The organism is Bradyrhizobium sp. KZN70725 (assembly GCF_055264925.1).
In genome coordinates this window covers 113,296-138,104 of sequence record NZ_JBUYWT010000002.1, presented here as the reverse complement: position 1 = coordinate 138,104, position 24,809 = coordinate 113,296, and the positions used below count along the sequence as shown (strand labels likewise).

Annotated in this window: 23 protein-coding genes; 14 read left to right on the top strand and 9 right to left on the bottom strand. The window is 64.8% G+C overall.

What is annotated here, in order from left to right; translation table 11 throughout:
- Positions 1-4: 4 nt before the first annotated feature.
- From ACZBJS_RS02520 to ACZBJS_RS02495, 6 genes are all read left to right on the top strand, one after another.
- A complete protein-coding gene (locus tag ACZBJS_RS02520) occupies positions 5-835 on the top strand; it encodes an OmpA/MotB family protein (protein ID WP_028334286.1) in 831 nt (276 codons plus the stop codon).
- A 112-nt stretch (positions 836-947) separates the two neighbouring features.
- Positions 948-2,846 carry a potassium transporter Kup gene (locus ACZBJS_RS02515; RefSeq protein ID WP_038376908.1) on the top strand — a complete coding sequence of 633 codons (1,899 nt, stop codon included), beginning with the start codon at positions 948-950 and terminating at the stop codon, positions 2,844-2,846.
- Positions 2,847-3,001: 155 nt separating this feature from the next.
- Entirely contained in the window at positions 3,002-4,927 is a 1,926-nt protein-coding gene (locus ACZBJS_RS02510; protein ID WP_057019704.1) for a potassium transporter Kup, read from the top strand.
- Between the two features lie 136 nt (positions 4,928-5,063).
- Positions 5,064-5,393, top strand: coding sequence for a rhodanese-like domain-containing protein (locus ACZBJS_RS02505; protein WP_016848419.1), 330 nt, complete (start codon positions 5,064-5,066; stop codon positions 5,391-5,393).
- An 8-nt stretch (positions 5,394-5,401) separates the two neighbouring features.
- Positions 5,402-6,571 carry an aminotransferase gene (locus ACZBJS_RS02500; protein WP_316394911.1) on the top strand — a complete coding sequence of 390 codons (1,170 nt, stop codon included), beginning with the start codon at positions 5,402-5,404 and terminating at the stop codon, positions 6,569-6,571.
- A 6-nt stretch (positions 6,572-6,577) separates the two neighbouring features.
- Positions 6,578-7,687 (top strand): polyamine ABC transporter substrate-binding protein, encoded by a 1,110-nt coding sequence (locus ACZBJS_RS02495; RefSeq protein ID WP_141340564.1) that lies wholly within the window; start codon positions 6,578-6,580, stop codon positions 7,685-7,687.
- Positions 7,688-7,790: 103 nt separating this feature from the next.
- On the opposite strand, the gene ACZBJS_RS02490 is transcribed toward ACZBJS_RS02495, so the two are convergent.
- From ACZBJS_RS02490 to ACZBJS_RS02465, 6 genes are all read right to left on the bottom strand, one after another.
- Entirely contained in the window at positions 7,791-8,726 is a 936-nt protein-coding gene (locus tag ACZBJS_RS02490; RefSeq protein ID WP_057019707.1) for a lipid A biosynthesis lauroyl acyltransferase, read from the bottom strand.
- Between the two features lie 17 nt (positions 8,727-8,743).
- On the bottom strand, positions 8,744-10,021 hold the full coding sequence (locus ACZBJS_RS02485; RefSeq protein WP_028344597.1) for a beta-ketoacyl-ACP synthase: 1,278 nt from the start codon (positions 10,019-10,021) through the stop codon (positions 8,744-8,746).
- Between the two features lie 106 nt (positions 10,022-10,127).
- Positions 10,128-11,312, bottom strand: a complete 1,185-nt coding sequence (locus tag ACZBJS_RS02480) for a beta-ketoacyl-ACP synthase (RefSeq protein WP_141340565.1) — start codon at positions 11,310-11,312, stop codon at positions 10,128-10,130.
- Entirely contained in the window at positions 11,305-11,781 is a 477-nt protein-coding gene (locus tag ACZBJS_RS02475) for a 3-hydroxyacyl-ACP dehydratase FabZ family protein (protein ID WP_141340566.1), read from the bottom strand. The genes ACZBJS_RS02480 and ACZBJS_RS02475 overlap by 8 nt, the downstream gene beginning before the upstream one ends.
- 9 nt (positions 11,782-11,790) lie before the next feature.
- Positions 11,791-12,090: an acyl carrier protein gene (locus ACZBJS_RS02470; RefSeq protein ID WP_024582229.1), complete on the bottom strand. Its 300-nt coding sequence runs from the start codon at positions 12,088-12,090 to the stop codon at positions 11,791-11,793.
- Positions 12,091-12,271: 181 nt separating this feature from the next.
- The gene (locus ACZBJS_RS02465; protein WP_057019710.1) at positions 12,272-12,613 is read right to left on the bottom strand and encodes a hypothetical protein; all 342 of its coding nucleotides are present in this window, start codon (positions 12,611-12,613) and stop codon (positions 12,272-12,274) included.
- A 436-nt stretch (positions 12,614-13,049) separates the two neighbouring features.
- On the opposite strand from ACZBJS_RS02465, the gene ACZBJS_RS02460 reads away from it, so the two are divergent.
- Positions 13,050-13,676 carry a ParB-like protein gene (locus ACZBJS_RS02460; protein WP_057019711.1) on the top strand — a complete coding sequence of 209 codons (627 nt, stop codon included), beginning with the start codon at positions 13,050-13,052 and terminating at the stop codon, positions 13,674-13,676.
- On the opposite strand, the gene ACZBJS_RS02455 is transcribed toward ACZBJS_RS02460, so the two are convergent.
- The 3 genes from ACZBJS_RS02455 to ACZBJS_RS02445 form a co-directional block, all read right to left on the bottom strand.
- Positions 13,637-14,149 carry an MgtC/SapB family protein gene (locus ACZBJS_RS02455; RefSeq protein WP_316394916.1) on the bottom strand — a complete coding sequence of 171 codons (513 nt, stop codon included), beginning with the start codon at positions 14,147-14,149 and terminating at the stop codon, positions 13,637-13,639. The genes ACZBJS_RS02460 and ACZBJS_RS02455 overlap by 40 nt on opposite strands.
- An 8-nt stretch (positions 14,150-14,157) precedes the next feature.
- Complete coding sequence (locus ACZBJS_RS02450) at positions 14,158-14,736, bottom strand: peroxidase-related enzyme (RefSeq protein ID WP_076826497.1); 579 nt, start codon at positions 14,734-14,736, stop codon at positions 14,158-14,160.
- A gap of 98 nt (positions 14,737-14,834) precedes the next feature.
- Entirely contained in the window at positions 14,835-16,583 is a 1,749-nt protein-coding gene (locus ACZBJS_RS02445) for an ATP-binding protein (protein ID WP_137479616.1), read from the bottom strand.
- 398 nt (positions 16,584-16,981) lie between these two features.
- Here ACZBJS_RS02445 and ACZBJS_RS02440 point away from each other — a divergent pair, with 398 nt between their 5' ends.
- From ACZBJS_RS02440 to ACZBJS_RS02410, 7 genes are all read left to right on the top strand, one after another.
- Positions 16,982-18,874, top strand: coding sequence for a putative bifunctional diguanylate cyclase/phosphodiesterase (locus tag ACZBJS_RS02440; RefSeq protein WP_316394918.1), 1,893 nt, complete (start codon positions 16,982-16,984; stop codon positions 18,872-18,874).
- A gap of 180 nt (positions 18,875-19,054) precedes the next feature.
- The gene (locus ACZBJS_RS02435; protein ID WP_463438303.1) at positions 19,055-20,011 is read left to right on the top strand and encodes a catechol 2,3-dioxygenase; all 957 of its coding nucleotides are present in this window, start codon (positions 19,055-19,057) and stop codon (positions 20,009-20,011) included.
- Positions 20,012-20,168: 157 nt separating this feature from the next.
- Entirely contained in the window at positions 20,169-20,639 is a 471-nt protein-coding gene (locus ACZBJS_RS02430) for a DUF1801 domain-containing protein (RefSeq protein WP_141340570.1), read from the top strand.
- Between the two features lie 221 nt (positions 20,640-20,860).
- Entirely contained in the window at positions 20,861-22,138 is a 1,278-nt protein-coding gene (soxC, locus tag ACZBJS_RS02425; RefSeq protein WP_141340571.1) for a sulfite dehydrogenase, read from the top strand.
- A 34-nt stretch (positions 22,139-22,172) separates the two neighbouring features.
- Complete coding sequence (locus tag ACZBJS_RS02420; protein ID WP_057020025.1) at positions 22,173-22,670, top strand: c-type cytochrome; 498 nt, start codon at positions 22,173-22,175, stop codon at positions 22,668-22,670.
- Positions 22,671-22,806: 136 nt separating this feature from the next.
- Entirely contained in the window at positions 22,807-23,115 is a 309-nt protein-coding gene (locus ACZBJS_RS02415; protein ID WP_316394922.1) for a BA14K family protein, read from the top strand.
- A 146-nt stretch (positions 23,116-23,261) separates the two neighbouring features.
- Entirely contained in the window at positions 23,262-24,761 is a 1,500-nt protein-coding gene (locus ACZBJS_RS02410; RefSeq protein WP_410469694.1) for an amino acid permease, read from the top strand.
- The last annotated feature ends 48 nt before the right edge of the window (positions 24,762-24,809 follow it).

The window sequence follows — 24,809 nt, the reverse complement described above, 5'->3', positions numbered from 1 at the left end:
AGCGATGGCCAAGAAAAAGCGCGGCGACGCCCATACCGGAGGTCACGGCTGGTTCGTGACCTTCGCCGATTTGATGGGCCTGATGATGAGCTTCTTCGTGATGCTCGTCGCGTTCTCCACCATGGACAACAACAAGCTGAAGATCGTCGCCGGCTCGATGCGCGATGCGTTCGGCGTGCAGACCAATGTGCGCTATTCCGGCATCGTCGAGTCCGACGGCCTGCCGACCCGGCCGAAACTGAAGAACGTCGAGCACATCTCGCCGGAAGAGTCCTCCGCCAATCCGACGCCGGACGAGAAGGAGCGCAGCCAGATCAACGGCGCGCGGCTGAAGATAGACCGCGAATTCGCTCTCGCCTCGGCCTCGCTTCGCCAGGCGCTGCAGGACATGCCGGAGCTGACCGAGATCTCCAAGAACATCATGTTCGAGGAGACCAAGGAGGGGCTCAATCTCGAGATCGTCGACCAGGATGGCCGCTCGATGTTCGCCGACGGCTCCAGGGAGCCGTATGACCGCACCCGCCGGCTGATCCAGAAGCTGGCCGCGCCGCTGAAGGCGACGCCGCTGCGGGTTGCGATCGTGGGGCATACGGCCGCAGGCTTCGTGCCGGCGCGCAGCGATTATGACGGCTTCGACCTGTCCGCGGACCGCGCCAACGCGGTGCGGCAGATCCTGGAGCGGGAAGGGCTGCCGCCGTCGCATATTTTCGCGGTTTCAGGCAAGGCCGACGGCCAGCCGCTGTTTCCCGACGATCCGACGCTGCCGGCCAACCGTCGCGTGACCATCACGTTGATGCGGGAAAATCCGCCGCTGCCGCCGGATCTGAAGCCGTAGCTCTGGGTTACCATACTACCGTCAACTACCATTGTTGCGCGGTTGACACGCGATGCGGAAGCGTCGATAGCCGCGCGGATCAAATCAACCGATCGGGCGTTCCAACCTCGCCATGGCTGTCAGCGTCTCATCTACCGAAGCTCAGGAAGGACAACCGACCTCCAGCTTCTGGGCCCTGACACTCGGCAGCATCGGGGTGGTGTTCGGCGATATCGGAACTTCGCCGCTCTACGCATTCCGTGAGGCGGTCGGCGGCGCCGCGCACGGCCAACCGGTCACCCGCATCATGGTGCTGGGCGTGCTCAGCCTGATCCTGTGGGCGCTGTTCACCGTCGTCACCGCGAAATACGTGCTGTTGCTGCTGCGCGCCGACAACAATGGCGAGGGCGGCACGCTCTCGCTGATGGCGCTCGGCCAGCGCGCGATCGGTCGGCGCAGCTGGCCGCTGCTCGCGCTCGGCGTGGTCGGCGCCTCGATGTTCATCGGCGATTCCATGATCACGCCGGCGATCTCGGTGCTGTCGGCGGTCGAAGGCCTCAAGCTCGCCACCCCGCATCTCGAGCACTATGTGGTGCCGCTGACGATCCTGATCCTGGTCGTGCTGTTCTCTGTGCAGAGTTCTGGCACCGCGCGCGTCGCTTCCGCCTTCGGTCCGGTGATGGTGGTGTGGTTCGCCTCGCTGGCGGTGATGGGGCTCGTTCACATCATGGACGACCCGTCGGTGCTGGCGGCGATCAATCCCTATTACGCGCTCCAGTTCATGCTGACCCACGGCACCATCGGCCTGGTGACGCTGGGCGCGGTATTCCTCGCGGTGACCGGCGGCGAGGCGCTGTATGCCGATCTCGGGCATTTCGGCCGCAAGCCGATCCAGTCCGGCTGGCTGTTCTTCGTGCTGCCGTCGCTGCTGCTGAACTATTTCGGGCAGGGCGCGCTTGTGCTGTCCGATCCCAGCGCGATCGAGAACTCGTTCTACCGCATGGTGCCCGACGTGCTGCTGCTGCCCCTGGTCGGGCTAGCCACCGCCGCGACGGTGATTGCAAGCCAGGCGGTCATCACCGGCGCCTATTCGCTGATCAGCCAGGCGGTGCAGCTCGGGCTCTTGCCGCGCTTCGAGGTTCGCTACACCTCGGAGACCCATGCCGGTCAGATCTATCTGCCGCGCGTCAACCGGCTGCTGCTGATCGGCGTGCTGCTGCTGGTGCTGCTATTCCGCACCTCGAGCGGGCTGGCGTCGGCCTATGGCATCGCCGTCTCCACCACGATGGTCGCCGACGGCATCATGGGCTTCATCGTGATCTGGAAGCTGTGGAACTGGCGCGTGGCGTCGGCGGCGGCATTGATCCTGCCGTTCGTGATCGTCGACATGACCTTCTTCAGCGCCAATCTCCTGAAGCTGTTCGAGGGCGCGTGGGTGCCGCTGCTGTTCGGCGTCGTGATGGCGACGATGATCTGGACCTGGCGCCGCGGCGCCGCCATCCTGGTCGCCAAGACCCGACGCATCGAGGTGCCGCTGCGCGACCTGATCCACAGTCTGGAGAAGCGGCCGCCGCATATCGTCAAGGGCACCGCGGTGTTCCTGACCAGCGATCCGAGCTTCGTGCCGACCGCGTTGCTGCACAATCTCAAGCACAACAAGGTGCTGCACGAGCACAACGTGATCCTGACCATCGAGACCGCACCGACGCCGCGCGTCGATCTATCCGAGCGCGTCAACATGGAGAAGGTGAGCGACAAGTTCACCGCGGTGCGGCTGCGCTTCGGCTACATGGAATCGCCGAACGTGCCCAAGGCGCTGGCGGTCGCGCGCAAGCTCGGCTGGCAGTTCGACATCATGTCGACCTCGTTCTTCGTGTCGCGCCGCTCGCTGAAGCCGTCGGCCCAGTCCGGCATGCCGCAATGGCAGGACCACCTGTTCATCGCGATGAGCCGGTCCGCCAATGATGCCACCGACTATTTCCAGATCCCGACCGGCCGGGTGGTTGAAGTGGGTACCCAGGTAACTATCTGACCGGGCGCAGGATTCTGACATTGATCGGCCGTGACCCATGCGTGATGTGCATGGCGGAGGCCTGAATCCGGGCTAACCTATGCATTCCTGCCGGGAGTATAGCGCTGCGACCCAGCATTGTGCGGTGCGGCAGAAGACAGAGGCACAGCTTCCCCATGTCATCCGAGAGTGCGATCACCGCGGCGGAAACGCCGGCGGCAAACGGCAATGGTGAGGCGCATTCAACCGCCACCTTCAAGGCCCTGATGCTCGGCAGCATCGGTGTCGTCTATGGCGACATCGGCACCAGCCCGCTTTACGCCTTGCGCGAGGCCGTCGTTGCCGCCGCCGGCGGCGAGGGCGCGGTGACGGCGCATGCGGTGCTCGGCGTGCTCTCGCTGATCCTCTGGGCTTTGATCGTCGTCGTCACGCTGAAATACGTCGTGATCCTGCTGCGCGCGGACAACAATGGCGAGGGCGGCACGCTGGCGCTGATGGCGCTGGCGCAGCGCGCGGCGACCAAGGGCGGCGCCGCGATCGTGCTGCTCGGCATCATCAGCGGCGCGCTGTTCTATGGCGACGCCGTCATCACGCCGGCGCTCTCGGTGCTGTCGGCAATCGAGGGCATCAAGCTCGTCACCTCGACATTCGATCCCTATGTCGTGCCGCTCACGGTGGTGATCCTTGTCGTCCTGTTCGCGGTGCAGTCGCGCGGCACCGCGCGCGTCGCGGCCTTCTTCGGCCCGGTGATGTGCGTATGGTTCGCCCTGATCGCGGTCGCGGCGCTGCCGCAGATCGCGCGGCATCCCGAAGTGCTATACGCGCTCAATCCGATTCTCGCGGTGTCGTTCATGCTGCATCACGGCGTGATCGGCTTCATCACGCTCGGTGCGGTCTTCCTCGCGGTGACTGGCGCCGAGGCGCTCTATGCCGACCTCGGCCATTTCGGCAAACGCCCGATCCAGACCGCGTGGCTGTTCATCGTGCTGCCGTCGCTGGCGCTGAACTATCTGGGGCAGGGCGCGCTCCTGATCGGCAATCCCAAGGGCATCGAGAACCCGTTCTTCCTCATGTTCCCGGACTGGGCCTTGATCCCGATGGTTGCGCTGGCGACCATGGCGACCGTGATCGCGAGCCAGGCCGTCATCACCGGCGCGTATTCGCTGACGCGGCAGGCGATCCAGCTCGGCCTGTTGCCGCGGTTCGAGATCCGCCACACCTCGGAGGCGCATTCCGGGCAGATCTACATGCCGCGCATCAACCGTTTCCTGTTCATCGCGGTCATCGTGCTGGTGCTGATGTTCCGCTCGTCGAGCGCACTGGCGTCGGCTTACGGCATCTCGGTGACCGGCACCATGGTGGTGACGGCGATGATGGGCTTTGTCGTGATCTGGAAGGTCTGGCGCTGGTCGCCGATCGCGGCCGCCGCGCTGGTCGCGCCCTTCCTGTTCCTGGACATCACCTTCCTGGCCGCCAACCTGCTCAAGGTGTTCGAGGGCGGCTGGGTGCCACTCGCGCTTGGCGGCGCCATGATCGTGGTGATGTACACTTGGCGGCGCGGCAGCCGGCTGTTGTTCGAGAAGTCGCGCAAGCTGGAATTCCCGCTCGCCGATCTCGTCGCGATGTTGGAGAAGCGGCCGCCGCAGCGTGTCACCGGCACCGCGGTGTTCCTGACCAGCGACCCCGTCAGCGCGCCGACCGCGCTGATGCACAGCCTCAAGCACTACAAGGTGCTGCACGAGAAGAACGTCATCCTGACCATCGAGACGGCGCCGACGCCGCGGATCGATCCGTCCGAGCGGGTGCGGATGGAGCAGCTGAGCGAGACCTTCTCCAAGGTGACGCTGAAGTTCGGCTTCATGGAACAGCCGAACGTGCCGAAGACGCTGGCGATCGCCCGCAAGCTCGGCTGGCAGTTCGACATCATGTCGACCTCGTTCTTCCTGTCCCGCCGTGCGCTGAAGCCGGCGGCGCATTCGGGCATGCCGAGCTGGCAGGACCATCTGTTCATCGCGCTGAGCCGCTCCTCGAACGACGCCACCGACTATTTCCAGATCCCGACCGGGCGGGTGGTCGAGGTCGGCACGCAGGTCACGATCTAGCGGTCCTGCCAGTCACATCCTGCGAGTCATCTAACCCGTTTCGGACGCTTGATTTTCTCTGCGCAAGAGGCGACTTTGCGGCCCGGAACGGCGGGCCGCGCGACGCTCGCCAAGCTGATATCGGGAGGATATTTCCGTGGCGGACCACAAGGTGGAAGATTTGTTTCCGGACGAGGTGTCGAAGGGCATAGCGGAAGGCCGCTATCTGCTGGTCGACGTCCGCGAGCCCAACGAGGTCGCCGTCGAGGCCTATCCCGATGGAGTCGTAGTGCCGCTGTCGACGTTCGATCCGGCGGCGATTCCCGATCCGCAGGGCAAGCAGGTGGTGTTCGCCTGCCGCTCCGGCAAGCGCTCGGTGACGGCTTCGCTGGCCGCCCAGGCCGCGGGCCTGCCCTACGACAAGCACCTGGCGGGCGGCATCATCGGCTGGAAGGCGGCGGGACTGCCGACCAAGACCGGCGGCTGATCCCTGACATGACCTCCATGAACAAGGTCTTCGCGGACCTTCCTGTCACCATCTTCGAGGCGATGTCGCAGGCCGCGCGCGACAACAACGCCATCAATCTCGGCCAGGGCTTTCCCGACGATCCCGGTCCGGAGGACATCCGCCGCGCCGCCGCGGACGCCTCGATCAACGGCTACAATCAATATCCGTCGATGATGGGCATCCCGGAACTCCGTCAGGCGATCGCATCGCATTACGGCCACTGGCACGGACTCAAGCTCGATCCGATGACCGAGGTGATGGTCACCTCCGGCGGCACCGAGGCGCTGACCGCCTCGATCCTCTCCGTGGTCGAGCCCGGTGACGAGGTGGTGTGCTTCCAGCCGGTCTATGATTCCTATCTGCCGATCATCCGCCAGGCCGGCGGCATTCCGCGGCTGCTGCGGCTCGAACCGCCGGAGTGGCGGCTGAGCGAGGAGATGCTGCGCAGCGTCTTCAATCACAAGACCAAGGCGGTGCTGTTCAACAATCCGCTCAATCCGGCGGCGGTGGTCTATCCGCGCGAGGACCTCGAACTGCTGGCGCGGTTCTGCCAGGAATTCGACGCGGTCGCGATCTGCGACGAGGTCTGGGAACACGTGGTGTTCGACGGCCGCGAGCACATCCCCCTGATCACGATCCCGGGCATGCGCGACCGCACCATCAAGGTCGGCAGCGCCGGCAAGATCTTCTCGCTGACCGGATGGAAGATCGGCTTCGTCTGCGCCGCGCCGCCGCTGCTGCGCGTCGCGGCGAAGGTGCACCAGTTCCTTACCTTCACGACGGCGCCCAATCTGCAGGCGGCGGTGGCATATGGCCTCGGCAAGCCCGACGACTATTTCCTCGACATGCGCAAGGACATGGCGCGGAGCCGCGACCGCCTGACCAAGGGGTTGAAGAGCATCGGCTTTCCGGTGCTGAAGTCGCAGGGGACCTACTTCCTCACCGTGGACCTGTCGCCGCTCGGGCTCAACGAGACCGATGCCGAGTTCTGCTGGCGGATCGTGCAGGACTACAAGGTCGCGGCGATCCCGGTGTCGGCGTTCTACGAGCAGGATGCGGTGACGTCGGTCGTGCGCTTTTGTTTCGCCAAGAAAGACTCAACGCTCGACGCCGCGTTGGAGCGGTTGTCGGACGCTGTCCACCGCCGCAAGAGGTAAGCCAGAATGCGAGAGCAGAACCGTCGTCTCGTCAGCTTCGTCGGCGCGGTCGCGACGGTCCTGCTGCTCTCGGCGTCCGCCGACGCCGGGGAGCGCACGGTCAACTTCTACAACTGGTCGAACTACATGGCGCCGGGAGTCCTCGAGGACTTCACCAAGGAAACCGGCATCAAGGTCGTGTACGATACATTCGACGCCAACGAGACGCTGGAGACGCGGCTGCTCGCCGGCAAGTCGGGCTACGACGTCGTGGTGCCGACCGGCTACTTCCTGCAGCGCCAGATCACCGCGAAGGTGTTCCTCAAGCTCGACAAGTCGAAGCTGCCGAACCTCGCCAATGCATGGCCCGTAGTGACGAGCCAACTTGCGACTTACGATCCCGGCAATAGCTACGGCGCCAACTACATGTGGGGCACCACCGGCATAGGCTACAACGTCAAGATCGCGCAGAAGATTCTCGGTCCCGACGCGAAGATCGACAGCTGGGACATGGTGTTCAAGCCGGAGAACCTCGCCAAGTTCAAGGATTGCGGCATCCACATGCTGGATTCCGCCGACGACATCCTGCCGGCGGCGCTGAGCTATCTCGGCCTCGATCCGAACTCGACCAAGCAGGCCGACCTCGAGAAGGCCGCCGATCTCGTCATCAAGATCCGGCCCTATGTGCGCAAATTCCACTCGTCCGAATATCTCAGCGCGCTGGCCTCTGGCGAAATCTGCTTCGTGGTCGGATGGTCGGGCGACATCATGCAGGCGCGCAGCCGGGCGGCGGAAGCCAACACCGGCGTCGAGATCGGTTACACGATCCCGAAGGAGGGCGCGCAAATGTTCTTCGACAATCTCGCGATCCCCGCGGATGCGAAGAATGTCGCTGAGGCCTATGAGCTGATCAACTACCTCTACCGTCCCGAGGTCGCGGCGAAGAACTCGAACTTCCTGTCCTACGCCAATGGCAATCTGGCGAGCCAGAAGCTGATCGACCCGAAGATCTTCAACGACAAGAATATCTATCCCGACGAAGCGATGCAGAAGAAGCTGTTCGTGATCACCGCGCGCGATCCGGCGACGCAGCGGATCATCAATCGCCTGTGGACGCGGGTGAAGACCGGGAAGTAGGTCTATCCGTCATTGCGAGGAGCGAAGCGACGAAGCAATCCATCGCTCCGTATGCTCGGAGAAATGGATTGCTTCGCTTCGCTCGCAATGACGAGTGTCGGGCCTACCGCCAGCGCCGGTGCAGCCAGAGCCATTGATCGGGATACTCACGGACCCAGCCCTCGACGACGTCGGTGATCGCCTGCATGGTGCCCTGGATATCGATCTGGCCGGATGCGTCGAACACCGGCTTGACTTCCTCGGTGACCTCGCCGCGGAAGCGGCCGTCGGGCAGGCGGATGATCCGCGTGCCGTGGATTGGGCAATCGATCTGCCGGCGCAGGCGCGCCAGCAGCGGATTCGCGGTGGTCTTGCGGCCGAAGAAGGTGACGGGAACGCCGTTGGTCAAATACTGATCGACCAGCATCGCGACGTGCTGGCCGTTCTTCAGCGCCTGCGCCAGCTTGAGCGGCGCGTCACGGCCGGCCGGCACCAGCGTGCCCAGATTGACCGCGCGGATGCGTTCGATGGCGCGGTCGGCGGCTTCGATGTTCGGCCGGCGAAACAGGATGGTGGCGTCGAGCCCATGCGCTGCGGCGGCAATTGGAGAGAGCTCCCAGTTGCCGAGATGTGCGGCGAAGAACAGTGCCGGCTTGCCGTCGTCACGCAACTGATCGAACAGCTGCTTGCTGCGCGCCGAGAATTCGACGCGACCCGGCTTGTCGGGATTCTGGGGATCGTGGTCCCAGATGCGGTCGATGTGCGCGAATTCAGCGCCGATGCGTCCAAGGTTGTGCCAGACGCCCGTCAGGATCTCCTCGATCTCCTCCGGTGACTTTTCCGGGAAGGCGGCCTTGAGGTTCTCGCGGCCGATGCGATCCTCGCGCAGCCGGCGGCCGATGAAATGCGCGGCGCGGCCGAAGAATCTTGCGGTCTTCTCGGGATCGAAGTAGCGCGTCGTACGCAGCAGGCCGATCGTCAGCCCGCCGATCGCCGCGTCGGTCACGGGCTTCGCGGCGTCACGCAGGTGCGCCCTGGTGCGAAGGAGCAGGCGTTTCATCTGATGAGGCGAGGGCGCTAGGCCGGCTCGCGCGTCAGGATCAGTGAGGCGTTCTGCCCGCCGAACCCGAACGAGTTCGACATCACGGCGGTCACCTTGGCATCGCGCGCCTTGTTGCCGACCACGTCGAACGGGATCGCGGGATCAGGCACCTCGTAGTTGATCGTCGGCGGAATCCGCTGATGCTCGAGCGTGAGCAGCGAGAAGATCGCCTCGACTGCACCGGCGGCCGAGATGGTGTGGCCGACCATCGACTTGTTCGACGACACCGGAATGTTTTTGGTGTGTTCGCCAAACACGGCCGACGTCGCAAGATACTCCATCTTGTCGTTTTCCGGCGTCGAGGTCCCGTGCGCGTTGATGTGATCGATTTGCTCGGGCTCCATTCCAGCATCGGCGAGTGTCTTGCGCACGCAGCCGATCGCCGGCTTGCCGTCCGGGGCCGAGCGGGTGCGATGGAAGGAATCGGTGAGCTCGCCGCAGCCGGCGACGACGCCGAGGATGCGCGCGCCGCGGGCCATCGCGGCCTCGTAGCTCTCGAGCACCAGCGCGCCGGCGCCTTCGGCCATCACGAAGCCGTCGCGGTTCTTCGAGAACGGTTTCGAGGCGGCCTGCGGCGGGTCGTTCTGGGTGGAGAGAGCCGACAGCAGCGAGAAGCGCACCATGGCTTCCGGGTTCACCGAGCCGTCGGTTGCGACGCACAGCGTCGCATCGGTTTCGCCGCGGCGGATCGCCTCGACGCCGAGCTGGATCGCGGTCGCACCGGAGGCGCAAGCCGTCGACAGCGAAATCGGGGACCCTTTGGTACCGAAGGTCTCGGCGAGGTTGAGCGCGACGGAGCCGAAGGTGAAGCGCCGGTGAAAGTGCGCGAACTTCCCGCCGCTACAGGTCGCCAGGTATTCGATGATTCCAAAGTCCTTGGTCGGAACCTCGCGCGCGACTTCGAGCCGTTGCGGCCACTCGGTCTCGATCGGGGCGACTGCCAGAAACAGCGGGCCGGGAAAGTCGCCCTTGCTGCCGATGCCGGCTTGCTCGAGCGCTTCTTCGGTCGCGATCTCCGCCAGACGCTGCGATAGGCTGGTCGACGAGAACGGGTCGACGGTGACGAAATCGACGGCGCCGGCCATCGTCGTCTTCATACTGTCGAGCGGGAAGCGTGTCACGGTCTTGATGCCGGACTCACCCGCGGTGAGGCGCTTCCAATTGTCGGTTTTGCCGCCGCCGAGCGACGTCACGATTCCCATGCCGGTCACGACAACGATCGGTCGGCCGAATTTATCGCGTGGTGCTGTCATGGTTTCCCCGTCGGTGCTTGCGCCGGACTTAAAGTGCGATGAGCTTCATCGCACCCTAGTTGTTTGTTCGAGCATGATGTTCGGAAACAATTTTCCGGATCATGCTCTAACTGACGGCCTCGACCAGTGCCATGCCTTCGCCCTGCCAGTGGCCGACCCCCAACACCACAATCTGGGTTGGCGCTTCGGTCTTTTCAACCTCCAGCCCGGTCGGGTCGTTGGCCGGATAGAGCGCGCCGCGCGAGATCGACAACGCGGCCAGCGCGAGCCCAAGCGGGAATTGCGCCTCCATAGTGTGGCCGAAGGTCGTTCCGGTGGCGCGGACGGCAAAGTCGGCATGCTGGCTGAGGAATGCGCGCTCTTCGGCGGTCGCAGGCTCGGCGCCGGTCGCGCCCGTGATCAGGATACCGTTGTCGCCGCTGACACCGAGCTGCGGCCACAACGCCTGCAGCGATTTCGTCACGGCGCCCGGCTCCTTGCGTCGGGCAAGGTCGGCGACAACCTTGGTCAGCTTGGCGTACGGCTTTGCGCCGCGGGCCTCGGCATGTTCGCGCGATTCCATCACGAGGAAGGCGCCGGCGGAGCCGATGGCAAAGCCCGGGTTGTTCCTGCGGGCCCAGACCGAGCTATGCTGGTCCTTGAGGGCGAGATCGCCGAATGCATAGAGCATCAAGAGGTCGCCGCGATCGCCGTTATGAGCGGCGCCGACCAAGGCGATGTCACTCTGGCCGGCTCCAATGCGCGCGACCGCGATCCGTGCCGCGTCGATGCTTGAGGCTTCCTCGCCCATGAAGGTGCGCGAGGTCCCGCACACGCCGTGAACGATCGCGATGTTGCCGGCGAGCAGGTTGGAGAGCTGCGCCAGGAACAGCGTCGGGCGCAGCTCGTTCATCAGCTTCTCGTTGAGGAGGGCTGGCGGCAACTTGCCCTGTGCGTCGGCGTTCATGATCGCGAGGTCGACAGTGAGGTCACGCTCGCCGCCACCGGCTGCGATGATCATGTCCATCCGCGACAGGATTTCCTGATTGCCTTTGACGCCGGCGGAATCGAGCGCCAGCCCGGCGGCATAGGTGCCGATCCGCTGCCAGGTTTCCATCTGACGCTGATCGCCCTTCTTCGGGATCTGGGCGTCGAAGCTGACGGGAGCGATCGGATGGATGACGTATGGCGCGAGACGCTTCTCGTCGGCATTGACGCGCCGGGCGCCGAGCGCCTCCCAATGCGCATCCAGTCCCTCGCCAAGCGAGGAGAGCAGGCCTACGCCGGTGATCCAGACTTCCTTCTCAGCCATTACTCAGTGCCTGCTGCGGAAACCCGATCTTGGCGGCCATCGCATCCATGTGCACGCGCAAGTCCGGGCTGGGGAAGGGGATGTGACGGAAGGTCAGCTCGGCATTGCACTTGAGCTCCTTGCCGACGCGAACCTTCGCCGAGGTCACGGCGAAGCCTGAACCTTCGTGCTCGATCTTGGCCTCGATGGTCAGGACCGAGCCGGGGCTGACGAAGCCGCGCATCTTGGCTTCCTTGACCATGGCGAGGAAGGGCATGCGCTCGAACTTGGTCAGACCAAGGATCAGCCAGCCCGAGCTCTGGGCCATTGCTTCGGTCAGCAGCACGCCGGGCATGATCGGGTAGCCCGGGAAGTGCCCCGCGAACACCGAATGGCTGTCGGGCGGAACATCCGCCTCGACGACAATGGTCCTTGCGTCGAGGTTGAGGTCGACGATCCGATCAATCAGCTGAAAGATCTCGAGCTGCATGATGGGCGATTACGAGCCCGTGCCCGTGCCCGCGTTCTTGGCTGCAACCAGCTCGTCGATGCGGTCGGCGAGATTCTTCAACACGAAATACTGCTCCGTCGTGGCCTTGCCGTCGTTGACCTCCTGGGTCCACTTTTCGAGCGGCATCTTGATCCCGAAGGCCTTGTCGATGGCAAAGGCGATGTCGAGGAAGTCGAGGCTGTCGATCCCCAGATCGTCGATCGCGTGGCTCTCCGGCTTGATCGTGTCGCGCGGGATGTCGCAGGTCTCCGCGATAATGTTGGCGATCTGCTCGAATGTGGAGGACATCATTAAGCCTTTGATATATTGAAGGTAATTCCGGGTCGGCTCAGAGGAGGCGGGCGCGTTGCCCCGGAATGCCCGATTGCTGGTGCCGGAGTCGTGTGCCCGTATATCGGAGCAGGGCCGTTAGTTCAATGGAGCTTGGCCGGCATCGCAAGGACGGTTTTTGGGCAGGGTTCCGGCCAGCCTAGCTGCGCGGCATCACCGTAATCTTCGCGCAATCCCGGCGGCCCATCAGCACGCAATCCTGGGTCTTGCGCAAATCGGCGATGCTCATGGCAAGCCAGATGCCGATCGCGGTGAGCGCCACCGTGAAGGCGAAGGCGGCGATGTTGGCGAGCATGCGCTGGCGGAAATCGTCGGGCTCCTCGCGCGGCTTCTCATAGCGAGAGAGATCGTTGGCAACGGAAGCCGGGCGCGTCGTTCGGTGCGGCTCCTCGCGCTTGCCGGGCGGCTGCGCCGAGGTACGCGGCCGGAATTTGAGCACCACGTGCTCGGCATCCGAGGAGATTGGCCGCTGCGTCTTCACTGTTTGTCAGTCCGGTCGCGTCGCCGGTTATGTTTAGCATGTTCGCTGCACTTCACACCTAAAATCTTGGTGCGCGCAGAGGTGGTATTCATGCGTCGATCACCTCCAGGAACTGGCTTGCCGTCGAGGCGGCTGCTGCGGAGCGCGGGATGCTCGGCATTGCGATGACCAAGCCGATGTCGACACGCTCGTTCGACCTTCGCGCATGCACAGTTTGCGCTGCAACGCCGTCACGGAGGTTGAGGCTGCGCGCCCGGGCATTGGCAGCCCGGGCATTGACAGCCCGGGAGCATCGACAGCCGAGAGCGGACCATCCGGCCATCGGCCCCCACCGCTTCGTGAAGCCATTCCGGCACACCGGACTCTTTCACCCGCCTGCGGGCTCATGACATAGTGGAACCCGTTCCGGAATGCCGGTCAAAAGGGAGCATAAATCATGGCCCACACGCGCGAGCCTTACGTCAAACCGGTCCCGATCCTGTCGCTGCGGCCGACCCAGATGACGGTCGGCATGCAGGAGGTGACGGAGAAGCGGAAGCGCTGGCGCGAGCACAAGTCGGACAAGAAGCGCGCCGAACTGCTGGGCAAGCACATGATCCCGGTAGTCCATGGTCCCGACGATCGCTACTACGTGGTCGATCACCATCACATGGCGCGGGCGCTGCACGACGAGGGCGTCAAGGACATCCTGGTCACGGTGATCGGCGATCTCACGATGGTCGAGCGTGACGTGTTCTGGGGCGTGATGGACAACAAGCGCTGGGTCTATCCCTACGATTCCAAGGGCGAGCGCCGCCACTTCAAAGACATTCCGAAATCGATCAAGGACCTCAGGGACGATCCGTTCCGCAGCCTCGCCGGCGAGATGCGCCGGGCGGGCGGCTTTGCCAAGGACACGACGCCGTTCAGCGAATTCCTGTGGGCCGATTTCCTGCGCCGCCACATCCCGCGCAAGACGGTGGAGAACAATTTCGCCAAGGCGCTGGAGAAGGGACTGGCGCTCGGCCGCAGCAAGGACGCGGTCTATTTGCCCGGCTGGTGCGGGCCGGCATCTGACGACTGATCTGCCGCGACCGCCGGCCCGTGTTGATCCTCCCTGCCGCCGAGCAAGTGGTGCAGCCACCGCTCGGTCCGCTTGCCGAAGGTCAACAGCAGGAACGCCAGCGCGACGGCGGTGACGACGATCGGCCAATGTCCGGCGCCGCAGACGATGCCGACGCAAGCGGCGAAGAAAGCGCATGCGGCGCTGGTCAGGCCGCGGACCTGGAAGCGGTCGCCCTGCCGCACGATCACGCCGGCGCCGAGGAATCCGATGCCGGTCAGCACGCCCTGGATCACGCGGCTCACCGCGTCGGTGAATTTGCCGGGCTCGACGGCCTGCAATGCCAACAGCACGACCATGGCCGTCGAAAGGCTGACGAGACCCAGCGTCTTCAGGCCGATCGGCTTGCCGCGCAGGTCACGGTCGAGCCCGATCGCGCAACCGGTAAGGGTAGCCGCGCCGAGACGCAGGACGATCTCGCTCCAGTCCGCCAAGGCGTCCTCTATTTCGGCTGCCGGCCGAGCATGTAGAACTCGCTGTTCGGCCGCATGCCGGTGACGTTGGCGAGCCGGTTCGACAGCGCGAAGAATGCCGCAACCGCGGCGATGTCCCAGACGTCGTCGTCGCTGAAGCCGTGGGCCGCAAGCGTGGCGAAGTCCGCCTCCGAGACTTCCTCAGCGGCGCGGCTCACCTTCATGGCGAAGTCGAGCATCGCGCGCTGCCGCGGCGTGATGTCGGCCTTGCGGTAGTTGACCGCGATCTGGTCGGCGATCTCCGGATTCTTGGCGCGGATGCGCAGGATCGCGCCGTGGGCGATCACGCAATACTGGCACTGGTTGGCGGCGCTGGTCGCCACCACGATCATCTCGCGCTCGGCCTTCGAGAGGCCGGAGTCCTTTTCCATCAGCGCGTCGTGATAGGCGAAGAAGGCGCGAAACTCGTCGGGGCGATAGGCCAAGGTGAGGAAGACGTTCGGCACGAAGCCGGATTTCTCCTGCACCGCCAGGATGCGGGCGCGGATGTCCTCGGGGAGCTTGTCGAGAGCGGGCGTCGGGAAGCGTTTTGCGGTCGGCTGCGTCATGAGATGGTTCCGGCGTGCCGCCTGGATGCGGCGTCACGCGAGACCATAGTGGATGACGCCTTGGGCGCAAGGCGCATCGGCGCCTTGGCGGAATTCGGCTAACGCAGCGGCTTCTTCAGCAGCGAGAAGCGGTCCGGATCGAGGCCGAGCGAGGGCTGCAGCATCGGCGCCTCGGCTGGCGCCATGGTGCGCGCCGGCGCCGGAGAGTTGAAGTTGGCGTCGCCGCTCGGGCTATCGCGATGCGAGGTGGCGCCGCGCCAGCGCTCCAGCACGGCGCTGACGAAATGCATGTCATGGCCGGCGGTGACCGACGGTACCGTGGCGATGGTGGCCTCGCCGCGCGGCAGCTGGTGCGGCGGCACCTCCTTGAAGCGCAGCCGGGTCGGCAGCGCCACGCCTTCGCCGAACGCCAGCACCTCGCGGGTGCCGAGCGAGGGCACGAAGGACAGCAGGTTGGCGGCGGCATCCGAGACCGCGGAGCGTAGCAGCGCCTGGTCGCGGTCGTTGGCGAGGCGCATTGTGAACAGCGTGTTGCACTGAGAGATGATGGTCGCGTCGAGCTCGGCCGGACGCTGGGTGATCAGGCCGAGATAGACGCCGTATTTGCGGCCTTCCTTGGCGATGCGCGACACCGCCTTGCGGGTCGGCCCGAAGCCGATATTGCGGTCGGCCGAGGCGTAGCGGTGCGCTTCCTCGCAGACGAACAGCATCGGCGAGACGCCGTCGCTCCACAGCCCGAAATCGAACGCCATGCGGCACAGCACCGACACCACGGAATCGACGACTTCGGCGGGGAAGCCGGCGAGCTGCATGATCGTCATCGGCTTGCCGTTGGCGGGCAGGCGGAACAGATGGCTGATCACCTCGGCCATTGTATCGCCGCCGACATTGGCATTATCGAACATGAAGGCGTAGCGCGGATCGTTGCGCACCGCGTCGATGCGCGAGATCAGCTTGTGATAGATGATGCGCGAAGAGCGGTTCTCCAGCTTGCCCATGCGCTCGTCGATCAGCGAGATCAGGTCGACGAGGCGATAGGGCACCGGCGTATCGACGGTGTAGCCGACCTGCTTGGGGTCGATGCGCTTCAGCCCGAGACCGACCCGGTCGGAGTTCTGGTACTGGGTGTAGATGCCCTTCGCCATCGGGATCACTTCGGCGAGAATGTCGAGCTCCTCGGGCACGCCGGGCCGGCCGCCGAACAGCACGTCGACGATCTCTTCGAAGTTGAACAGCCAGAACGGCAGCTTCAGGTTCCGCGGGTTGAGCACCTGGGCGCGCTCGCCGAAGCAGCGGCCATATTCGTTGTGCACGTCGAGCAGGAAGATGCGCAGGTTCGGCCGCGACTTCAGGATCTCGTTGAGCAGCAGCGACACGCCGGTCGACTTGCCGACGCCGGTCGAGCCGAGCACCGCGAAGTGCTTGGACAGCATCTCCTCGACGTCGACATAGGCGATGACAGAACGATCCTGCTGCAGCGTGCCGACATTGATCTGGTCCGAGCCGCTCGGCGCATAGACCGTGCGCAGCTCCTGGTTCGTGATCAGATCGGTGCTGTCGCCGATGGTCGGATAGTGGGTGACACCGCGCTGGAATTTCGGGCGGTCGCCGCCCAGGATCTCGCCCAGCAGGTCGACCGAGGCGGTCGCCATGTATTCGTCGGACGCCGGCAGGTTCTCGCACGTCACTTCGGTGATCATAGCGACAATGACCGAACTCGCGCAGCGGATACTGACGAACCGGCCGACGGTCGCTCGCATTTCCGAAAGTTGCATCTGGCCGCCCGCCAGCAGCCCAACCCGGGCCTGCGAGCCGCGCACAGAGATCACACGTCCGAAGGGTGTCACAGTTCCAGCCTGGCTCGTTCTCAAAATCTAAATGTCCGGACCAATATGCCCGCCCGGGATTGGAAAAACCGTTAAATCGCCGGGGTTCCGCATCGGCTAAATCTACACCTTCCCGGTGACGATTTGTTTCTATCGTACCGGGAGATTACGCGCTGTCGCGCGCATCGGCGGCGGAATCGTCGCTTTCCGGCACAGCCGCGTTTGTTTCCCGGTTTTTCCGTTAAGGCGGGATTCACCATCTCTGAGGAGTGCATCGGCAGCTCCGTTGGTTTACGGGGCATTGGGCGCGATTTGTCATACCCTGTCGCCCGGTATCGCGTAACCGATTGCTAACTGCGAGTTGTAACGACCTTTCCATTTGTGCTGCGTAACGATGCCGCGCCCTGGGAGAGATCAGCGTGCGCATCGAACACCGCAATTCATCGTCAGGAAATGCCGATGCTGGCTCGACCAAGGGGCTGGCGTTCTGTGCCGGCCTGTTGGTCGGCAGCCTGCTCGGAAGCGCGACCGCGCAATGGAGTGAGCGCGAAGGCCTGCTGATGGCGGCATTCGCGATCATGGCCGTGATCGTCTTCCTGTTGCTCAAGCGGCACGAAATCTCCGACGAGCGGCTCGCCAGCGAACGCCGCAATCTCATGACCGCCGTGAACAACATTCCGCAGGGCCTCGTGCTCTACGATGCATCGGCGCGCATCATCATCTGCAACCGCCCCTACATCGAGATGTTCGGGCTTTCGCCCGACGTCGCCAAGCCCGGCTGCACGATGCACCGGCTGATTGCGCATAGACAGGAGACGGGCTCGTTCGACGGCGATGTCGACGACTTCTGCGACGCCATCATCGGCAACGTGAAGCTTGGCCGCGCCACGCGTCAGCTGACGCAGGCGCCGGGCGGGCGCGCGATCGAGATCGTCAACAAGCCGCTGCCGGAAGGCGGCTGGGTGGCGACCATCCAGGATGTCACCGAGCGTGCGCGCACCGAGAACAAGATCGCCCACATGGCGCATTATGATGCGCTGACCGACCTGCCGAACCGCGTGCTGTTCCGCGAACGCCTGGAGCGGGCGCTGAAGGCGATCCGGCCGGATCAGCAGCTCGCGGTCATGTATATCGACATCGACGAGTTCAAGGCCGTCAACGACGCGCTCGGCCATCAGATCGGCGACGAATTGCTCAGGGCGATCGCCGACCGCCTGCGCGGCTGCGTTGGGGACACCAACGTCGCGGCGCGGCTCGGCGGCGACGAGTTTGCCGTGATCCAGACCACCGTCCGCGATCAGACCGAGACCATGCAGCTCCTCGCTGCGATCTATCAGTCGATCCGCCGGCCGATCGACTGCAGCGGGCATCTGATCACCACCGATGCCAGCATCGGCATCGCCGTTGCGCCCGCCGACGGCCTCGACATCGATCAATTGCTGCGCAATGCCGACCTCGCGCTCTACGGGGCCAAGAGCGACGGCCGCCGCACCTACCGGTTCTTCGAGACCGGCATGGATGCACGCGCCAAGGCGCGGCGCAGCCTCGAGCTCGAGCTGCGCCAGGCGATCGCCGACGGCAGCTTCGAGCTGCACTATCAGCCGCTGCTCCATCTCGAGGAGGGGCAGGTCAGTTGCTGCGAGGCGCTGGTGCGCTGGCGTCATCCCGAACGCGGCACCATCTCGCCGGCGGATTTCATCCCGATCGCCGAGGACACCGGCCTGATCAACGATCTCGGTCACTGGGTGCTCAACACCGCGTGCCGCGAGGCGATGAACTGGCCGGAGCATGTTCATGTTGCGGTCAACGTGTCTCCGATCCAGTTCAAGAGCCAGACGCTGGCACTCAACGTCGCCGCCGCGCTCGCCGCGACAGGTCTGGCACCTTCGCGGCTCGAGCTCGAGATCACCGAGGCGGTGCTGATCCGCGACGACGAGGCTGCGCTCGATATCCTGCATCAGCTGCGCGAACTCGGCGTCCGTATCGCGCTCGACGATTTCGGCACCGGCTATTCCTCGCTGAGCTATCTGCAGCGCTTCCCCTTCGACAAGATCAAGATCGATCGCGCCTTCATCAAGGATCTCGCCGGGACCGGCGCGTCGTCCACGATCGTCCAGGCCGTCGTCAACATCGCCGCTGCCAGCGACATGACCACGACCGCGGAGGGCGTCGAGACCGAGCAGCAGCGCAACCTGCTGCGCATCCTCGGCTGCACCGAGATGCAGGGCTATCTGTTCAGCCGGCCGGTGTCATCGGCTGAAATCCGCAAGCTCCTGTCGTCGGATCACGAGAAGGCTGTCTCGGTCGCCTGACGCCTGCCTTGACCGCTTTCACGAGGTGATTCCGGCCATGGAATGCCCTGCGAGCGCAATTGCCGTCGCCAGTAATTTGTTGACGGGACCTAATCATTTGTACACTAGTACAAATCGGCGCGCCGCTCACTGTCCAACCGCAAGTCGTCGATCCGGCGTCGTCGCGGAGGGAGACCGTCCATGCAGCCGGAACCGATCTTCGATCTCGCGCATCTCGGGCACATGGAGCTTTTGACGCCGAAGCCGGACGAGAGCCTGAAATTCTTTGTCGACGTCATGGGCATGACCGTCAGCGGCCGCAAGGGCAAGTCGGTCTATCTGCGCGGCTGGGACGATTACGAGCGCTATTCGCTGAAGCTGACGGCGTCGAAGACTTCGGGGATGGAGCACATGGCGCTGCGGGCGCGCAGCCCGCAGGCGCTCGAACGCCGCGCTGCCGCGCTGAAGGGCTCGGGCTTCGATATCGGCTGGATCGACGGTGACATGGGGCAGGGGCCGGCATTCCGCTGCCGCGATCCCGACGGCCATGTCATCGAGCTCTATTACGAGACCGAGTGGTACGAGGCGCCGGCCGAGCTGAAGCCCGCGCTGAAAAACCAGGCGCAGCGCTTTCCGGCGCGCGGCGTCAATGTCCGCCGGCTCGACCATCTCAATTGCCTCGCGGTCGACATCAAGGCCAACCGTCTGTTCTTCGAAGACTACCTCGGCTGCCGCACCACCGAGCAGATCGTACTCAACGACGGCACGGAAGCCGCGATGTGGATGACGATGTCGAACAAGAGCTACGACTTCGCCTATACGCGCGACCATTACGGCAAGCGCGGCCGGTTTCACCATGTTACCTACGCGCTCGACAGCCGCGAGGAGATCCTGCGTGCTGCGGATATTTTTCTCGAGCACGGGGTGCATATCGAGACCGGGCCGCACAAGCACGCGATCCAGCAGACCTTCTTCCTCTATGTCTATGAACCCGGCGGCAACCGCGTCGAGGTCGCCAACGCCGGCGCACGCCTGATCCTTGCGCCGGACTGGAAGCCGATCGTGTGGACCGAGGAAGAGCGCAGGAAGGGACAGGCGTGGGGGTTGAAGACGATCGAGTCGTTTCACACCCACGGCACCCCGCCCGTGATCGACTAGATGCGAGACCGCCGCACGAAGGCCGCCCGAGCGCGTCGATACGCCGCCGCGAACACCCGCGGTCGCTGACGACAGCGCCGACGCGCAACCGATATGATCCGGTTCGCGGCGGCGGACGCTGCGCCGCGCGAAATTTGAACCGGTGAGAGCGGGCACAATGGCTGGCAAGACGCGAAAGACGTCGGCGAAGGGGGCGAAAAAGAGCGCCGCGAAGCGTGGCTCGGCAAAGCCGCGTCTGCTCGCGGGCGGCAATCCGCAGATCGCAAAAGGCTATGGCGATGCTCCGGTGCAAGCCTATATCGCCGCGATGCCCGGGTGGAAGCGCGACGTCGGGCGCAAGCTTGACGCGCTCATCGTGCGTGCCGTCCCCGGCGTGCACAAGGCGGTGAAGTGGAACTCGCCGCTCTACGGCATGGAAGGCGACGGCTGGTTCCTCGGCATCCATGTCTTCACGCGCTACGTCAAGGTGGCTTTCTTTCGCGGTGCGTCGCTGCATCCGGTGCCGCCGGGCGAGTCCAAGCAGCAGCACACGCGCTATCTCGACATTCACGAGAACGACGAGCTCGACGAAGCCCAGTTCACCGCGTGGGTGAAGCAAGCCAGTCAATTGCCCGGCGAACGGATGTGAGTGGCAACGCAGGTCAGGACCGGTAAGCAGCGGCCACGACGCGCTGTCGATGCAGCTCTGCGCGATAGAGCATTGCCTCGCCTCAGCCCTTTGGTGTTAGGCTGCGCCAAAGCCCGATGAATCGCCATCGCGCTTTGGATTGTTGTCCTGGCATGATCTTTTCGGAAAACCGCTTCGCACTTTTCCGGATCATGCTCTGGTAACGTCAGAGGAAAACGTCGATGAGCGAACACACGACGGACAAGCGCGTGCGAGAGGCGTCTCGCAGGCGATTCCTTCAGGCCGGCGCAGCACTGGCCGGTGGCTCCGCCATATCGGGAGTTGCGGGTTCTACCGCGCTTGCCGAACAGGGGAATAATCTTCCGCCCAATGTGCCGGAATGGATGAAAGCGCCCGGCGACCCGATGGGAAGCCAGCCCTATGGCACGCCGTCGGTTCACGAGAAGGCTGTCGTCAAGAACATCTCGAAGACGCTGCCGCAATACATCTCCGCTTCGGGCCGCACGCCGCTGCAGGAGCTCGACGGCATCATCACGCCGAACGGTTTGTTCTACGAACGCCACCATGGCGGCGTGCCGACCATCGACCCGGCCGAGCACCGGCTGGTGCTGCATGGCATGGTCGATCGCCCGCTGGTGTTCACGATGGAGGACATCCGCCGCTTTCCGTCGCAGTCGCGCATCCACTTCCTCGAGTGCTCCGGCAATCCGGTCTACACCAAGCCGTACGGCAAGACGGCCTCCGACCTCGTCGGCCTGCTGAGCTGTGCGGAATGGACCGGCGTGCCGCTCAAGACGGTGTTGGACGAAGCGGGCCCGCAGACCGGCGCCAAATGGATCGTGGCCGAAGGCGCCGACGCCGCTGCGTTGACGCGCTCGATCCCGATCGAGAAATGCCTCGACGACGCCATGCTGGTCTACAGCCAGAATGGCGAGCGGCTGCGCCCGCAGCAGGGCTACCCGCTGCGCCTGTTGCTGCCCGGCTTCGAGGGCAACATGAACGTGAAGTGGCTGCGCCGGCTCAAGGTCGTCGCCGAGCCGGCCTATTCGCGCGAGGAGACCTCGAAATACACCGACCCGATGCCTGACGGCACGTCGCGCGAATTCACCTTCTACATGGAAGCCAAGTCGATCATCACACGGCCGTCCGGCGGGCAGAAGCTGACTGCGCAGGGCTTTCACGAGATTACCGGCATCGCGTGGAGCGGTCACGGCAAGATCAAGAGCGTCGAGGTCTCGCTCGACGAGGGCAAAAGCTGGCAGCAGGCCGAATTGCAGGAGCCGGTGTTGACGCGCGCGCTCACGCGCTTTCGCTTGCCCTGGCATTGGGACGGCAAACCTGCCGTGATCCAGAGCCGCGCCATCGACGAGACCGGATACGTGCAGCCGACGCTGGCGGAATTGGTCAAGGTGCGCGGTCTCAACTCGTTCTACCACAACAACGCGATCTGGCCCTGGCGCATCGATGCGAATGGTGAGGTGAGCAATGGCCAGGCGTAAGCTCAAGACGGCGTTCGTTGTGAGTGCGATCGCGATGCTCGCCACTGCCGGGCAGGCCGAGGATCGCTTTGGCATCGGGCGTGCGGCGACGCCTGCCGAGATCGCCGGCTGGAACATCGATATCGGCCGTGACGGCTCCAACCTGCCGCCGGGCAGCGGCAGTGTCGAGCACGGCCGCACGGTGTTCAGCGAGCAATGCGCTGCGTGCCATGGCGACAGCGGGCAGGGCGGCATCGGCGATCGCCTGGTCGGCGGACAGGGCACGCTGGCGAGCCCAAAACCGATCCGCACCGTCGGCAGCTATTGGCCCTATGCCCCGACGCTGTTCGACTACATCCGCCGCGCGATGCCGCAGAACGCGCCGCAGTCGCTGAGCAATGAGGACGTCTACGCGGTGTCCGCCTACATCCTCAGTCTGAACGGCATCGTGCCGGCCAATGCGGTGCTCGACGCCAAGTCGCTCGCCGCCATCAAGATGCCGAACCGCGACGGCTTCGTCTCCGACCCGCGGCCCGACGTGCACAACCACTGAGCGGCAGGCACGGCCGGGTGGCTCGCAGCATCGTGACGTCGTGGCCCCTGTGCCCGGAGGATTGCCGTCCCTATGTCCGTTTGGGGGCGGCTCGGCCGTCATCCGGCACACGTTTATGATCGATAGGAGAGGCCGCATGACCAGGTCATGGGCAGTCGCAGCCGCCATGCTGCTCGTGGGAATGACGTTCACGCCGGTCGCGGCCCAGATGTCGGAGCCGGCATATTTCGACGCGCAAAATCCAGGACGCAGCGCGATCAACGGCGGCGCCCTGACGCCATGGGGTGAGGCCCAGGAGGCCGTGCAGCGCCGCGGCAATCCGGCGAACGCCTACGCCGCCATGCCTGCGGTGGAGCCATCTTCCGCCTGCGCGCGTTACCGTTCATTCGATCCGGCGTCCAGCACCTTCCTTGGCCGCGACGGCCGCCGCCATCCCTGCCGATAAGGCCCTGCACCGCGCTTGGCGGTGGATAAGGGCGCCGGCATTCGCCCGGCGCGCGAACGACTGGACGTTAGGCGCGTTATAGTCCGCCGATCGTGTCGGGTCCCGCCGGACCCGAGCAGCGGAGGACACCCGGCGTGACCGACGCTCTGGCCGGTTTCTGGGACCGAAAGTCGACCTCGGACCTGTTGCGGGAGGCGGCGCGGGCCGATGGCGACGCGGAGACGCCGATCTTCAGGCGCTCGCTGTCGGCGTTGCAACTGGTCACGCTCGGCATCGGCGGCATCATCGGCGCCGGCATCTTCGTGCTGACGGGCCACGCGGCCGCCGCCAATGCCGGTCCCGCGGTCACGCTCTCCTTCATGCTTGGTGCGGTGGCCTGCGCCTTCGCCGGCCTGTGCTACGCCGAGATGTCGTCGACGGTGCCGATCTGCGGCAGCGCCTACACCTATGCCTACGCCACGCTCGGCGAGCTGATCGCCTGGATCATCGGCTGGGACCTGATCCTCGAATACGCGGTCGGCGCGATCGCGGTCTCGGTCGGGTGGTCCGGCTATTTCGTCAGTCTGATGCGCGATTTCGGCATCAACCTGCCGCAGCAATTCACCTCGGCGCCGCTCGCTTACGACGTCAACACCGGCGCGTGGTCATCGACCGGTGCGGTCATCAACATCCCGGCGATGGTGATCATCGCCTTCGTGACCACGCTGCTGGTGGTCGGCATTCGCGAGTCCGCGCGCTTCACCAGCTTCGTCGTCGTGGTCAAGCTCGTTGTGATCGCGCTGTTCCTCGCTACCGCGGCTTCCTCGGTGACCCTGGCGAACTGGGTAACGGCGAGCAACCCGGAGGGCGCGCTGATCCCGCCGAATGCCGGTCCTGGCGTGTTCGGCTGGTCCGGCGTGGTCCGCGGCGCGGCGGTGGTGTTCTTCGCCTATATCGGCTTCGACGCGATCTCGACCGCGGCGCAGGAAGCGAAGACGCCGGAGCGCGACATGCCGATCGGCATTCTCGGCTCGCTCGTGATCTGCGCCGCGCTCTATGTCACGGTCGGATTCGTGCTGACCGGCATCGTGCCCTATGACCGGCTCAGCGTGCCCGATCCGATCGCCGTCGGCATCGATGCGATCGGTATCGGCTGGCTCGGTCCGTTCATCAAGCTCGGCATCCTGTTCGGATTGACATCGGTGATCCTCATCATGCTGCTGGCGCAACCGCGGATCTTTCGCGCCATGGCGCATGACGGATTGCTGCCGGGCTTTGCCGCCAAGATCCATCCGCGCTTCCAGACCCCCTATGTCTCGACCATCTTCGCCGGCACCGTGGCCGCTCTTCTCGGTGGGCTGTTGCCGATCGGGCTGGTCGGCGAACTGGTCTCGATCGGCACGCTGTTCGCGTTCACGGTGGTCTCGATCGGCACGCTGGTGCTGCGCGTGCGCGATCCGGAATTGCCGCGTCCGTTCAAGGCGCCGGCGATCTGGCTGGTGGCCCCCGCCGCCGCTGCAACCTCGCTGTTCCTGATGTTCGGCCTGCCGCTCGACACCTGGATCAGGCTCGCGGTGTGGCTCGTGATCGGGCTTGTGATCTATGCGGCCTATGGCAGACGGCACAGCCGGCTGCGGGCAAGCGGCGGGGACCGCGCGGGCCTATAGTGTGCGCGCGTGCGGCCTGCTAGATGTACGCGTTGAGATAGCACCGCA